General features: G+C 43.1%; 11 protein-coding genes. All 11 read right to left on the reverse strand.

Annotated elements, in window-relative coordinates:
- Nucleotides 1–12: 12 nt before the first annotated feature.
- Nucleotides 13–1,560 (reverse strand): sialate O-acetylesterase, encoded by a 1,548-nt coding sequence (locus tag FSB73_RS03085; RefSeq protein ID WP_225974436.1) that lies wholly within the window; start codon nt 1,558–1,560, stop codon nt 13–15.
- A gap of 5 nt (nt 1,561–1,565) precedes the next feature.
- A complete protein-coding gene (locus tag FSB73_RS03090) occupies nt 1,566–3,422 on the reverse strand; it encodes a sialidase/neuraminidase family protein (protein ID WP_192904090.1) in 1,857 nt (618 codons plus the stop codon).
- A 94-nt stretch (nt 3,423–3,516) separates the two neighbouring features.
- Nucleotides 3,517–4,533, reverse strand: a complete 1,017-nt coding sequence (locus FSB73_RS03095; protein ID WP_146780074.1) for a glycoside hydrolase family 43 protein — start codon at nt 4,531–4,533, stop codon at nt 3,517–3,519.
- Nucleotides 4,534–4,899: 366 nt separating this feature from the next.
- Complete coding sequence (locus tag FSB73_RS03100; protein WP_225974758.1) at nt 4,900–5,331, reverse strand: glycoside hydrolase family 140 protein; 432 nt, start codon at nt 5,329–5,331, stop codon at nt 4,900–4,902.
- Nucleotides 5,331–6,134: an apiosidase-like domain-containing protein gene (locus FSB73_RS03105; RefSeq protein ID WP_158639390.1), complete on the reverse strand. Its 804-nt coding sequence runs from the start codon at nt 6,132–6,134 to the stop codon at nt 5,331–5,333. Before FSB73_RS03105 ends, FSB73_RS03100 begins: the two co-directional genes overlap by 1 nt.
- A complete protein-coding gene (locus FSB73_RS03110) occupies nt 6,116–6,337 on the reverse strand; it encodes a hypothetical protein (protein WP_146780077.1) in 222 nt (73 codons plus the stop codon). Before FSB73_RS03110 ends, FSB73_RS03105 begins: the two co-directional genes overlap by 19 nt.
- A gap of 202 nt (nt 6,338–6,539) precedes the next feature.
- Nucleotides 6,540–9,524, reverse strand: coding sequence for a DUF6298 domain-containing protein (locus FSB73_RS03115; RefSeq protein ID WP_146780078.1), 2,985 nt, complete (start codon nt 9,522–9,524; stop codon nt 6,540–6,542).
- A 340-nt stretch (nt 9,525–9,864) separates the two neighbouring features.
- Nucleotides 9,865–11,298, reverse strand: coding sequence for a pectate lyase family protein (locus FSB73_RS03120; RefSeq protein ID WP_317132831.1), 1,434 nt, complete (start codon nt 11,296–11,298; stop codon nt 9,865–9,867).
- 29 nt (nt 11,299–11,327) lie between these two features.
- Nucleotides 11,328–11,543, reverse strand: a complete 216-nt coding sequence (locus FSB73_RS27200; protein WP_317132832.1) for a hypothetical protein — start codon at nt 11,541–11,543, stop codon at nt 11,328–11,330.
- A 301-nt stretch (nt 11,544–11,844) separates the two neighbouring features.
- Nucleotides 11,845–13,518 carry a pectate lyase family protein gene (locus tag FSB73_RS03125; protein WP_146780079.1) on the reverse strand — a complete coding sequence of 558 codons (1,674 nt, stop codon included), beginning with the start codon at nt 13,516–13,518 and terminating at the stop codon, nt 11,845–11,847.
- Nucleotides 13,519–13,823: 305 nt separating this feature from the next.
- Complete coding sequence (locus FSB73_RS03130; RefSeq protein WP_225974437.1) at nt 13,824–14,516, reverse strand: DUF3826 domain-containing protein; 693 nt, start codon at nt 14,514–14,516, stop codon at nt 13,824–13,826.
- Nucleotides 14,517–14,767 lie beyond the last annotated feature (251 nt).

Consider the following 14,767-nt stretch of genomic DNA (forward strand, 5'->3'; position numbering starts at 1 on the left):
ATACAATCCGGTTTATTGTAATAGAATATGCCGATGCTTATAGGGATTATCCGTTCTAAAAGCCATGGCCGGAAACCCGGCCTTATTATAAAAATTAGGTTGGGCCGATTCTGTCCACGCAAACCTCGCCGCTACGGGTCGAGCAACGTCTTTGCTCGTAAGTTCAATATGATCTCCTTGTATGATCGCTTTGGCTGGATAATATTTTCCATCCGGTCCCGATAATTCAAAATAAGTCAGCGGCTTGCCATCCTTGGAAACGAGTCCGCCATCTCTATTTGTAAAATACAGTTCCATTTTACCCGCCGCAGTCACACTTCTGACATAGGTTGGTCCGCTATAAGCAATGGACCTGCCATATGTTTTGGCCAGCGCAATTGCAGCCAGCCTTTCGCCCACGACCCATTTACCGGGAGGATGAATATTGTTTAAGTTATCTGGCAGATCGGTGGATACCGTCATACCTGTATGAGGGATTTGCAGACAGAGCGCCTGCGCTTCCCAGAATTTAGGTAAGGTATAAATATCTAGCGGATAATCTCCTTTGTTTTTTGCGTAATAGAATGGGGCAATCTGGACATAGTAAAAAGGTAGCGTGCTATCTCCCCACTGCGTGCGCCACTGGTCAATCAGGGCCTGCATTTTATAGGCATATTGCAGGGAATCATTCATAAAACAATTGGTTTCTCCCTGATACCACAAAAACCCTCTGATGGTAAAAGGTGCCAGCGGCCTGACCAGGGTCGGATAGAACTTGCCTGGTTTACTATAATCAAAATACAAGGCATCACTTGCCGGGTCAATGGCTGTTATCTTTCCAGCCAGCCAAGGCTCAATGGCACTTCCGGGAATGGCATTGGCAATCATGCCAATCGGCACATGAAGTGTTTTATAGAGTTTTCTTGCAAAAAAATAAGCGGCCGCTGAAAACTGGCGCAAAGCACTATCCTTTGCAACGGACCAACCTTCGTGGTCGGGATGCACTTTAGCCATCGGCTTTCGTAAACCCAAAAAGATTCTGATCTGATCGTTATTGGCATATTGCAGTTCATCCACCGGTGAGTGATTAAATCCCTTAGGTATCGCGACGGATGCTACCTTACTGTTTTTACGCATGGTATATTCCATATTGGATTGACCGGAGCATAACCAAACCTCTCCTGTAAGAATATGATGCAGCACAATCGTATTCGATCCAGCGATCACCATATCGGCGTCCTTGCTGCTGGCATGCATGGGTGGAAGACTAACTAACCAATGCCCGTCCGCGTCTGTTATCGTTTTTACCGAGTGACCTCTGAAACGAACTGTCACCTCTTCCATGGGCGCAGCGCTACCCCAAATATGCACCGGTTTATCTCTTTGCAATACCATATTATGGCCTATAACCTGCGGCAAAGTCACGGTTGCCCGGGCATTTTTTGCAAGACCAGTGAGGACAGAAAGAAAAAGTACAAAAAGCAGCCCAGTTGGCTTAAAGCAGGGCATGCCCAATTTAAAATACCGTTTGGTTAAGTCGTGCATCACATGTACCTCTATATTTTTACAATTATTTTCCATGCTGCTTACTGTTTCTGGCTGGTTTTAAGTGAGGTGATATAATAGGTAGCCTCTGAATCTATTTTCTCTGCATCAGGTAAATCATCCATGGGGTCCGTGGGGGTATCGGCGTTGGGAAAACGTCTGACCCCACCTGTCCTAAAAACAATCCGGCTGATCTCGTGCACAGGCTGAAAAAATAAATTTCGCATTTTTTCTTCCCCATTAATGCTTACCGTATAAAAACGGGTAGTTGTATTTAGCGATACTTTAATATGATAGGTTTTGCCAGCCTCATAGTGAAAAATATCCTTATTACGATATCCAGCCTTGGCATAAAACATCCCCAAACTATCAAAGCTTAACCTTATGGCTGCAGCCCCGACTTTATTTTGAAATTCAATATCCAGATGCCCGTGGTCATTTTGTGCGGGCGTCAAAGTAAAAGCAGCCGTAAGCACAGAACCAGAAGGAATTAGTCTGGTTGCTTTTGCATAATCAAAAGGGTCTTTATCTTTTAAAGTAAGTGCCTTCACACCTGATTTCATTTTTGTAATACGAACAGGAGCCATCAGTGGACTGAAGTAATTCCAGTCTTTTAATTCTTTGCCATCTGGCATATCATTAAAGACATCATTTGCCGGGGTGGTCACCTGATCTGTGACCGGCACGGGAATATCTGCCACCCAGATATCCTCTTTATTCATACTATAAGTTACCCATAGATTATTATCCGGCACCTTGCCATTGCCTTCTACAATTCCTCTGGTATACTGAGGACCATAGGATTTATAAGCACCACCATAACGCATGGAAGTGATTTCCCCGTTTACCAATAATAAATTCGTATAATTGAGTCCATCCTTACTGGTAGAGATGGCCAGTGGCCACCTAAATTCCGAAGGATTGTACACAGTTGCATATTTTCCATCACTGGTGCGTTGTCCCCAAATTTTAGCGTTAGCATTGACAAAACCAGGGGCCCTGACCGCATTTTCAGGCCAGCTGCGTCCACCATCGCTACTAATAGCGGTGAGTGCATATTTCCAAAGACCGACCACCCGGCCATCAGGCAGGTGGTAAAAATTAAACGCCTTATAGTTTTTCTGCAATGGGATGAGTGGATCCTTCCGATACGATTCCTCCTCCCATTGCATCATCATTAACGGATCTGCCATCAACTCATCACAGCCTTTTACAAATCCTTTATCCTTGCTTTGTTTATAAAATGGATAGGCGGTATTTTCAGGTGTCCAGCCCGGATTATAATGAATAAAATAAATGGGTCCCCAGGAACCATCCTTATAGATTTCTCTGACAACCCTGCCGATACCTTTGCCATCATTAGGATCATCATGCGCATGCAGGACAATACCATAAAAGCCCAGTACAAATAGTCGCCCTGATTTGGTTACATAAAAACCCATCCGCTGATGCATTACGGCGTCCAAATGATTTGCAACACCTTCTACACCAGGCTTTGTCGTCCCGTCAGGGATTTTATAGATGGGGAAAACCACCTTGGGTTGGCTCCAGTCTTTACCATCTTTAGAGTGTAACAGCAATGTCTGCCCTGGCGGGACACTCTCTCCCACCTTATCACTGAGATATTCAACATAGAACAGATTATTCCAATAGGCCAGCATCGGCTGGTGATTATAAGTCCAGCCATAGCCTTCCGCTAGCTCAGGATGCTGGCGGTTGGCCCGAAATATCTGCTGATTATGTACACCGACGGCCATAGGCAACCGACCATCATGATAATCTACATTTACCTGCCTTGTGCCAGTGTAATGCACGGTATCTTGTGCCTGAACGCTGGACTGCGTCATAAGTCCTATGGATAATACCAGGCTGGTTATATATATTCTTGTTTGCTTCATGATGCATCTGCTTGCTTAAAAATCACTAATTCTTTATTTACTTTTCTATATTTTTCTTTCCTTTACTTTTCTGATCTATACTTTTCTGATCTATTTAATCTCGTTTACTTTTTGTTGCGACCTGCAATGATTTTAAAAATTTCCGGGAGACTGGTACGATCGTACCGTGCTTATGCCCTTGAGGTATATAAATCTTGTTAGTAATATTTTCAAAGTGTTTAAAATCTTTGGTACTGACAGCACCAAACCTTCCTTTTCTATACCAATCGTAATAAATAAGGCACTTTCCATGAATTTTCAAGGTAGAAGGCCCTTCACTAAATGCGGGGGTAACAGCTGCAGAGCTTGTAGTAAAAGGACCAAGTGCACTGCTACCAAAAGATACTTTGATATCTCTTTCATGTCTGGTATTATCTTTGAAAACTAAGACAAAATCAGATTTACCCAGTTGAACCAAAGTTGCATCTATGCTACTAAACCCTGGATCATAATATAGTTTCGGGGAACTAAAATGTTCAAAATCTTTGGTAATGGTATAATATAGCCTGTGGTTATTATCCTCATCTTCAATACCTTTAGGAAACTTAAAAGGAATGGTAGAGGCCCAGACAATCAAAAAATCATTTTTATCCTTTCTGTAGAATAGCTCCGGTGCCCAGACATTCACCGTCCCCTTTTGATCCCGCATCACATCCACCACTTTTTGTTTTGACCAATGTATCAAATCTTTGGAACTGGCATAACCAAAACCTTTATTACCCTTCCAGGCCAGGGTCCAGACCAAATGAAACACACCGTCCGGCCCCTGAACCATGGAAGGATCTCGCATAATCTTGTCACTACCTGCTTCAGGGCGTAAAAAGATGCCCGGAAGACTGTCCCAGTGGTAGCCATCCATGCTATATAGTAGTCTCAATCCCTGACTGGCCGGTTCATGAAATGAGGTATACAAAAATGCGCTGCGCTGACAACCCGTACCACAAAGTAAGACCAGACATAACGAAAACAGGATAACCCGGCTTTGCGGCCGGGTAAGATGGGAAAAGCTCCCGGCCTTACTCCCAGTTTTAGCCGTGGTCAAAAAGCGATAAAAACTGTGAATTTGCTGCATTTTGATTTAATATTCTACTATAAAATTTATTAGACCCGTTTTTTATTGTGGTGGCAGATTTACGCTCTTTTATAAATTACGCTTCTCTGTCCATGTATTTACCGCTTCTTAAGCGCTCTGATTGAAAGTAAATCATGATAAAATGCAAAAGAGATCATGATGATTTATTTAATTTACAGCAGGATTAAAAAACAAATCAACGTTCGTGACTTTATATATCAAAAGTACATTTATATATAAATATTTTCTTCCTAATTATTATCATTAAATAGTCAAAAATTGACATAAAAAGGGCTATCCGGTCGTAATCAATACATTGGATAGCCCTTTTTATTTTTCGTTACTGAGATGTTTAGAATCAGGTTGCTAATCGGCTTTTTCAATAACCAGCACCCAATCATTCCCATGGCCCTTTTCTAATGGCGGCTGCGCTGCATAAAATGATGCGGCCGCTATTTGCTTTTTATCTGAAACGATTCCTGTTCTAGGATTAAACCAGCTAGTAACAACCGGCGTTTTGTCTAAATTTAATGGATGCAGATCTATTTTAAAATCACGCCCATTGGGCGTATAAAAAAGGGCATATCCAGGCGCTTTTGTCACTGCTACATAATCATATTTCTTCCCCTGATCCGTAACACAAACAGTATCAGGTACTCTGTTTAGGTAATCTTTCCCAAGTAACAGCTTTTTAAGATAGACCAATTGGCCGGCAGCAGTATCCTTAAGTCCTTCCTGCCAGCTTTTGGTAACACCATATGCGCCTCCAACTCCTTTAGAGGGATCAAAAAACTGCATCACCGCATTGGCCCATAAGTAAACCCAGCAGCACCAGAAAATACGGACCAATAGGCATATCTTCTGATAGCAGCCGCATCCCATCTGGGCTGCAAGGAATCATGAAGCCCCTCAGGAATCCCCTCATAAGAAGGCTCAGCGTCCAGTGTAGGTTTTATAGGTTGTTTGTTATAATCGGCCAGGACGTATTTATAATTATCCTCGCCGTATTGCAGGCTGCCTGGCCCCCTGTCCTGATCATACCTGCGATGGCCCGACTGGAAACAATTAAAATCCAGCCAGCTGGCTGTTTGGAACCAGGTAGAAGACTGTGTTCTGCCTCTTGGATGAAAGCTCATTAGCTGAGTAGGATTTTCTGCCTTAATCGTTTTACCGATGGCCTGCCAGATAGCGGTGGAGTCACTACCAGGAATATCCCCGCCATTTAACCAGACAACGTTTTTTGCGCCATGGTATCTTTTTGCCAGAAACTGTGCAAACTGCGTAGCCTGAGCTATACTGACTTTCCCGGATTTAACCACGGAGCCCCAAACGGGCACAAGTGCCACCAGCATATTGTCCCTATCAGCCTTTACAATCAGTGAGTCGAGCCCTTGCCAATAATTAAGCGTATCTGTTCCCTGATTAAATAGGACAGCCGTATCGGGTTGGCTTAAATCCTTATTTCTTAGTGCATTTATACCATATGCATTTTTTTCATCCAAATCATGAATAACCATTACCTGCACAACATTAAATCCTTTGCGGTGTCGGTCATGCAGATAAGTCGTTACTTGGTCCTGCTTTAGTTTGCTGAGTAGCAACCACCCCGTATCCCCAACCAGAAAAATGGATGCCCATTTTGATCTACAAAATAGCGGTGATTATCCGAAATACGAATTGGAAAGGCGAGATGCGCTGACTTGTTCTCTTCCAGACTTGCTGCGCCTGATTTTTGTTTGTCTGCCCCGAGTGGCAGCTCGTTGCAAGGATTGTCAATATCATTAACGTAAATAACCCGCTGCATAGCGCCATCGATAAATGATGTTGCTTTTTAGCCTTAAAATCAAAATCAGTAGCTGCGTTCTTTTTACGATTCAACCTATTTAATAGCATATAATTTTAATGAATATGATAAAATTAAAATTGTAAACATCTAAACCGTTTATCAGCAATTTTAGTTGTTGCTGGCGTTCCAGCCATTTATTTAATCTAACTTCATAATTAATTTATTTAACCTGAAGCCAATAAACGCTGTCTGCATTTGCAGATAAAGCACCCTCATCTTGTGTATTGGTAGCTACTACCTGCCCGGTTTTAGGATCAATCACTTTTACCTGATAATGCTTACTGGTCACCTTTGGGGGCAATGTAAAATGCTGCCCTTTGGTTAAGTAAATTATATAATTGTCGTCACTGGATTTACCACTGGCACTGCCAAGTACGTAGGCATTGTCGCCTAGGTCTATGGGATGCATCGTTGCGGCAGCGGCCAAAAAGTCACCCGGCAAAGCGGCTGGTAAATCTGGAAGCGAACCGCCTGCCATAAAACTTGCCCAGGCCAGTTCAGGTGCATTTTTGGCAGAATACATCACGGCCTTATCTGGGTATTTATCCTTGTAGGTTCTAACAGCCTTATAAACCTGCGCAAAATTGGAATTTTTAGGCTTTAACAAACGAGCCCATTGTCTGGGCGCCAGACTTTTACCACCTTTTGGTGCATAGAGCGATCCATCTTGTTGATAATACCAATACCGGATATCAATAATTTTGATCAGTTTACTTAGCAGCGGATCAGCCAAAATACTGTCCTGCACATCCTTTGTCGTACTCAGTCCAATAAAAGGTGCATCCTTGCCAGTCCGGTTGTTTTTCTTTTCCCAATCTCTAATGGTTTCTAACCAAAACCTGACAAAATGAGTAGGGCCTGTAAATTCTTCACAGATAAACTGTATTACATTGTGATCGTCCTTAAAGTTACTAAGACACTGATCAATAAATGCCTGATGCAATCCTCTTCTAACCGGGTTATTTTCATCGTAAAACTGATCGGCCATAAAAAGGCGCTTATCTGCTGCGTAGTTAATCGGTTCAGGGAATCCTGTATGGTTAATATTATTCACTGGTCTCCAGGGAAAATCTGCATAGTGTGCCCCTGCCTCAATAATATTATGCTGAAAATAGTTGTGATGAATCAAGACCAATCCATTTTGATCAGCCAGATCCGCAAAACGTTTCAGTCTGGACCAGTAAAAGTTATTGTATTTGGTCAGGTCATATTTACTAAGTCCATCCCAGGCGATCCCCTGGCCGCTTCTGGCAAATGGTAGTTCATAAAAAGGAGGCCAGACATCCCCGTTTTGGCGACGAACGCGTTCATGATCATCGCGACGCCGGTCATACCAAAGTCCATAATTTTGTTCCATAACCAGCGTATGTGCTCTTTTCATCTGCTGGGTGACCGTATCCAGATTATCGGTAAGCCCTGTACCGGTTCTACCTGGCACAAACCGTGTTATAGCGGGTTTAGCCTTAGCAATAAAATCACGTTCAACGCTGCCAAACCACCAGGGCGTTTGTTGCCTTCCACCTGTCAACACCTTACCCCCTCTTTGAAGCCACCCATTTTTTAGCACCATAGGGATTATCTTAGGCACTACAGGAAGAGGCCTTAGCCCAATGGCATAAATACTTTTAGCACCATCACTTTTTGTAGGTAATGGATGGTTTGCTTCTAAGCTGTCAATCCAGTCTTTCATGGTTTTATCGGGTGCATAAGCCTCTTTTGTAAGTGCCGCTGCCGCTTCAGGTGTCGGGCTGCTGCTGGCCTCGCCCACAAAAGGTTTTAATAGGGCCTGATCATCTACATTTTTACCCAGGCGCTGGGACAGCTGTGCATAATAAAAACTTCTGGGGGTGATCCAATTATTGGACTCTGCCCAGTAACCATCTCCACCAAACTGGGACCAGGTTCCAAAAGCATAGTTTTGGGCTGTGGGCGGTCTGGCAACATTTACCATGGATGCATAGCAGTTCCAAAGTACGCAGTTAGCGCCGTTCCAACCCGCTCCTTGCTCATCCTGACCCAGATTAGCAAATTTTATGGTCTGCCCATCCAGGCGAACCAAATCAAATAACACCCCGGAGGCCCAGCTATTGACAGAACCGCTATAACTTAGCGCGCCTTCTCCCTGACACTGTACAAAAGCATTTGGTCCGGCAGCACAAAATCCTACCGAAAAATCATGATACCCCTGCTGGCTATACAGGCGTTGAAACAAATTCTGTTGTCCGGTAGTACTAAAGACATAGCGGCGCTGACCACCGATTTCTGAAACCGGATCTATAGCCTGACAGTCCTGCACAGTAAAACGTTGTACACCTTCTAAAAGACTGACCGCGGAGCCGGCAAAATATTGAAAATTAATTCTTCTAACCCAACCATCTATCGCATTATTTACAACAACGCCCATCCAGCGATGATCCTCATCTTTTTGCCGACTATGGTCATAAGTAGAAGCGAGATGCAAATTTTCCACACCAACATGGTCAATTCTGCCGGGCCAGGAAAACTTAGCCAAGGTGCCACCGCCATATTGTTTATCCAGCGCAGTAGTCAGCGGCGCATCCAACTGGATTCCACTGGCCGTAACCTGTTTTACAGTTCTGCTCCAAAAAATATCTTCCACGCCCGGCTTCCATCCAAGGGCGGAAACGCCACCTCCAAAGGTTTCGGTGCCCAACTTTTCAATCCAAGCCGCCGTACAGGGCCGGTGAATAACAACCTGATCGCCCACTTTGAAGGCTTCAGGATGACTGACTTTTAAATTAAAAGCGCCAACTGGCACGTATGGATCTAATATATCAACAGGCGTACTGTTAACACTGTCTTTAAGACCAGTCACTTTGATCAAAGGTGCCCTTTGCGTGCCTTCACCCAATAGCGTCGTGCCACCCTTACCTGCACCACTACCCCTCAGCACCACGCCTGACATGGTCATCCGTATGGTTCCGCCAACATGGAAAGTACCCGGTGCCAATAAAACAACGCCCCTAAACCCTGAAGGCTGCATTGGCAACCGGCCGACATAGTCTATGGCAGACTGTATGGCATTTGTCGCGTCTCCTGGTTTAACTGGCACAGTTACTTTTACCGGCAGATCATCGGGAATTTGCTTTTCAGAGGATTCATACCCGCAATAGGAGAAATCCACAATTTTATTGCCCAGCGAGTCCGGGTGATATACAAATCCCCGTTTTTGCCACTCAATAGGCGGTATCGGCTTTGTTATTTTTGCCTTTTTTTATTCTGTCCATACCCGAGCGCTGTACTGAGCAAAAATAAAAGAGACAGTGACAGACTATTTTTTGTAAGCCGGAAAGGGTGGAAAACAGCTAAAGCAGCAAACCGGGTTTGCTGCTTTAGCCTATATTCCATCTTTACCTGACTTGTGCCATCATGATGCATGCTATTAAATTACGTATAGTGAAGTCAATTTATCCTGGAATGTATCCTATTCCTACAAAAGTTTGCAGCAAAATATTGAAACTTTATCAGGGGCGAACACGACCAATAGGCACCAGGCTATTGAGATAAACCTCAATATTGGTATATCCATGACCGTCTTTTGCCAGCTGGCTGGCATCAGCGCTGTCTTGGGGATTTAAACCATGTTTTTGTTCATAATTATCAGGCATACCATCCTGATCCTGATCCATATAGGGGGTGCCTTTGTATTCAGGATATCCACCCACCTGGCTGATATCACTGATAATACCTTTCTTATAGGAATCTGCTGGCATACGGCGTTTGATATAAGGAGTCACGCCTGATTTACCACCTTCCGTATAGACAATTTTACCGGTTTTGACTTCTTTAAGCACGCGGGTATCCACAGGATCACGCACAGGTAAGAAGGCTCCAACATTTTTCAAAACATAACCATACGCTTTTTTGGCGCTCATTATACTAACATTTCCTTTGAGCGGAAAAGGTTTATCCACCTTAATACCCTGTGTAAATTTGCCTGCGTCTGGCATATCTTCAATTTGTACGCCTCCATTCCAATTGTCTTTGGTGACTGCCTTGTCTCCTTCTACATAATTGCCATGAACATAAGCCTTGCCATAATGCTTGACCCTTTGTTTGTCACGACCAGCCTCAGGCTTTAAGATTCTATGTGTAATAGGTTTATCCTTGGGTGTAACCGGACCTGGTTTGTAATAATTATTGATGAAGTTGTAAAAAGAGCGATCATCTCCACCGTCCACACTTCGGTTCCACCAGTTAAACACGACATTATTGACGAATCCAAAACTGCCATACATACCTACGGAAGGATTACGGGCGACATTATTGGCCCAGAGGTTGCGCATAAATGTACTGTTGAGTCCACCCAATGTACTGCCAAATGCATGGTTATAAGTATCTAAGCCCTCAGAGAAAATTGAATTTTGAATGGTGACATTTACTGTAGGCATTTTTTCCTGTTTATTGCCACCTCTATCATAGACATGGCGATAAATAGACATATTTTCATCTAATCCCCAGCTGGCTGAGACATGATCTATCATAATATTACCTACAGGATTACCGCCTAACGCATCATCCCTTCTTCCAACATCCGTAGCACCTCTTCTAAAGCGCATAAAGCGTATCAGCACGTCATGCGTATTAATCCAGACAGACTCACCCGCTATACAGATTCCATCACCCGGCGCAGACTGTCCTTCAATAGTTAAATAAGGAGCTCTTATGATGACCGGGCTTTTTAAATGGATAATACCAGCTACATTAAACACAATGGTTCTGGCGCCTCCTTGTTCACAAGCTTCTCTGAAAGTTCCCGGACCGCGGTCCGCAAGGCTGGTAACAACAAACACTTTACCACCTCTGCCGCCTGGCGTAAAGGCCCCGCCACCCTGAGCGCCCGGAAATGCCGGAATGGTAGCCTGTTTTAAATCTTCGGGCTTAGATGCCCAGGGCACATATGGGCGCCCCTCTTTAGCCTGTTGCTCTACAATAGGCAGCGCCTTTGCCCAAGCCGCATCTGAATGTTTTGTTCAACAGCTAGTGCGCTATCCGCTTTGGCCTGTACTGCCGGCGGTATTTTGGGATACTGTGCCCAGACAGTGGTACCCAGTAATAAGAAGCAGGAGAGTATACCGGCTCCTTTGCGCATGTTTACTATACTATTTCTAACCCTAAGGGATGTATTCAATGAATGATTCATAATATGGATTGCGACTCAAATCGGCTCCTTAACGTCGCTATTTTTTTACTAATTTACTATTTAAAAAATCAAATTTGTGGCTGCTGATAATCTTATATCTAAATATTGTTTTATTGCAATATGTGCTGATCTTAATTACCTGAAATTGAATTTAGGCTGTGTGTACTGCTTTCAAATACCTGAAGCGGTTTTAGAGTGTGTGCTGCTTTCAGTTCCTGAAAACAGCACGGACACCCACTTCACCAAACCAATTGATCCCTTTTCGAGGATCTTTCAACTAATCAAACAAAACAAAACCTTCTTATGATTTCTGATAGGTGGGACGCACGGTATTAACAGGCACCACACTATTCAAAAATACTTCAATATTGGTATAGCCATGGCCATTTTTTGCTTCTTTAGATGCATCAGACGAGTCATGGGGATTCAGCCCATTTTTGCTTTCATAGCTGTCAGGCATACCATCTTTATCACTATCCTGGTAAGGCGTACCCTTATAATCAGGATAACCACCTACTTGTTTAATTTCCGTAATAATCCCAAGTTTATAAGAATCTTTAGGTAGTTTACGTACTTTAAACTGATAATCATTATCTACATTGATCTCTTTATAAGTAATCTTACCTGTCCTTACCTGTTCAACCACTCTTTTATCCACTGCGTCTCTGACGGGCAGCGTTGCCCCGACATTTTTCAGCACATACTGGAAGGCTTCGGCTGCCGGCAAAATAGTAACTGCCGGGTGTGGAAAAGGCTTGTCCCATTTCATATAAGGGAAATATCTTTTGGCACTGTCCAGCGACATGAGATTACCGTCTGTGCCTTCCATCTGGACACCACCATCCCAGTTATCTTTGGTTATTTTATCATAACCGTCCATTATATTCCCATGTACGTAGGCCCTTCCAAAAACCTTATAAGGCAGCTTGCTTCGGCCTGATTCTGGCTTTAATATGCGGTGGCCGACTGGGTCACTTTTTTCTGTAACCGGCCCAGGTTTATAGTAATTATTAATAATATTATACAAAGTGGTATAATCGCCACCATCCACTGAACGGTGATGCCAGTTAAAGACCACATTATTGACAAAATTAAAAATACCGTTCCACCCAATGGACGGATTGCGACCGGTATTATCTGCCCAGAGATTTCTGGCAAGCATACAATTTTCTCCACCCATGGTGGACCCAAAGGCATGGTTCCAATAATCCAGGGATTCGGCAGAAATACTGTTTTGAACGGTCATATTAACGGTTCCATGTTTTTCTTCTTTGGAACCATCCCCGGGATCAAACATATGCCTGTAAATGGACATATTCTCATCGAGTCCCCAGCTTGCAGAAACGTGATCTATGATAATATTACCTACTGGGTTACCACCCAACGCATCATCTCTGCGTCCCACCCAGGTTTTACCCCTTCTAAAGCGCATATAACGCATAATCACATCATGGGTATTGATCCAAAAAGATTCTCCGGCAATACAAACACCGTCTCCTGGCGCTGTCTGCCCTTCAATCGTTACATAGGGTGCTCTTAAAATAATTGGCGTCTGAAGATGGATAATACCGGCGACATTAAAAACAATGGTTCTATGGCCGCCCTTTTCACAGGCTTCTCTGAAAGTTCCCGGACCATGATCGGCCAGGCTGGTAACCACATAAACTTTTCCACCTCTACCTCCTTCTGTATGTGCCCCACCGCCTTCAGCCCCCGGAAAGGCTAAAAGCTGGGACTGTGGAAGGTCTGTTGGCCTGGCCGCCCAGGGAATATAAGGCTTGCCTTCTCTGGCTTCTTTTTCAACGATCGGATAAGCTATTTTCCACATAGAATCCGAATGTGCCTTAAATCCATCTGTAAACACTTTAATAGAATCCCGCATTGCGGAAGTGATTGTCGGATACTGTGCCTGTAGCATTTTTGTACCGCCAATCAAAAGCGTGCAAAAGATTAAAGGCAAAGAATACTTTTTCATTAATTAATTTTAACTAATTTTGTTTTTAAATTTATTACGATTCTCAACTGGTTCCAATCGAATACCAGGGTATCTCTTACCCGGAACTTTTCCAATTGCAGCAGGATAAAGTTCTCTTATTCGATCCAGTATTATAGCAATAGTCACTAAACATGTCACATCTTAACTATTGCACATTTTTAGGCAGTGCTTACTAGAATAAGCGTTTATTTTCTAATACTGCCTGTTGACCTGTGACTTTAGTTTTTATATACTAAAGTAGTTCAACAAGGAATCATATGGCTCGCAATCTATGTTTGAATTGATTAACCTATTTTATAATTTGGCGGACTCCCTTCTTTTTTCCAGGCAATCTCCGCCTCCTTCATATCAATACCGGCCTTGGACAGGTAATTATTGATACGACCTTTGTATTTCCCAAACCAGGCGTGTTTCTCTTTGGAGCTTCCGCCGTCAATCGCATGTTCACGTGCCTCAACCAACCAGGCCATAATTTGCTTTTTCTGCTTACCAGTGAGATCTGGTAGCATATCCGTATACGCCTTATAAGTAACTTCAAGGGTATGATAAGTCATACCATCTTTTACTTCAGCTACCTGATCCTTATTAAGCAATTGATTTAACCTTGCTACAAACACTGGATGTAAAGCGGCCACCTTAGCGTCCGTGCGGCTCTTGGTAGCTGCTATAGCATCCTTTTGCGCACCTTTTGATAATTGTCCCTGGTTAATGGCATCAATGGCCTTTTGCTCATCTGCATCAATTTTGTTTAGATCAAAATATTGCTGTTCAATAACATTTTGCACTTTTTGTTGTTTTGCCGCATTTGTCAAATGGAGCGGCGCCACAATTTTAGCTACTCGCTGCTCAATTACTTTTACATAGGCAGGATCCTGCTCAGCCTTTGTGCTTTTAAATTGCGCACTTGCGAACTGTAAGGTAGCGCCGAGTGCTACAACCAGCAATATTAATCTCGAAAAGCCTTTTCTCATTTCCATTTTTTTATGTTTAATGATGGGATAACAAATGTGGACAAGTTGCCCGGAGCCCCCTCTTAACGACTTAACGCACATTTGTTATTTTTAAATCCCACACATTCAAGTTTTTGAATGTTCAGTATCGTAGCGATTTTTTTTGTAGAATGCCTGTTATTTATAAAGCTTTTAAACGAATGCCTTATATTTATATGTCAAAGTTAATTTTATATATAAATACATCTTTCCACAATATTTTCATTTAATTGTATTAA

Source organism: Arachidicoccus ginsenosidivorans (assembly GCF_007971385.1).
Classification (GTDB): Bacteria; Bacteroidota; Bacteroidia; order Chitinophagales; family Chitinophagaceae; genus Arachidicoccus; species Arachidicoccus ginsenosidivorans.

Excerpts from the sequence above, each read along its gene's own strand:
- FSB73_RS03100 (WP_225974758.1), bottom strand. The coding sequence starts at position 5,331 with ATGCAGTTTTTTGATCCCTCTAAAGGAGTTGGAGGCGCATATGGTGTT.
- FSB73_RS03090 (WP_192904090.1), bottom strand. The coding sequence starts at position 3,422 with ATGAAGCAAACAAGAATATATATAACCAGCCTGGTATTATCCATAGGA.
- FSB73_RS03130 (WP_225974437.1), bottom strand. The coding sequence starts at position 14,516 with ATGGAAATGAGAAAAGGCTTTTCGAGATTAATATTGCTGGTTGTAGCA.
- FSB73_RS03095 (WP_146780074.1), bottom strand. The coding sequence starts at position 4,533 with ATGCAGCAAATTCACAGTTTTTATCGCTTTTTGACCACGGCTAAAACT.
- FSB73_RS03085 (WP_225974436.1), bottom strand. The coding sequence starts at position 1,560 with ATGGAAAATAATTGTAAAAATATAGAGGTACATGTGATGCACGACTTA.
- FSB73_RS27200 (WP_317132832.1), bottom strand. The coding sequence starts at position 11,543 with ATGAATCATTCATTGAATACATCCCTTAGGGTTAGAAATAGTATAGTA.
- FSB73_RS03125 (WP_146780079.1), bottom strand. The coding sequence starts at position 13,518 with ATGAAAAAGTATTCTTTGCCTTTAATCTTTTGCACGCTTTTGATTGGC.
- FSB73_RS03110 (WP_146780077.1), bottom strand. The coding sequence starts at position 6,337 with ATGCAGCGGGTTATTTACGTTAATGATATTGACAATCCTTGCAACGAG.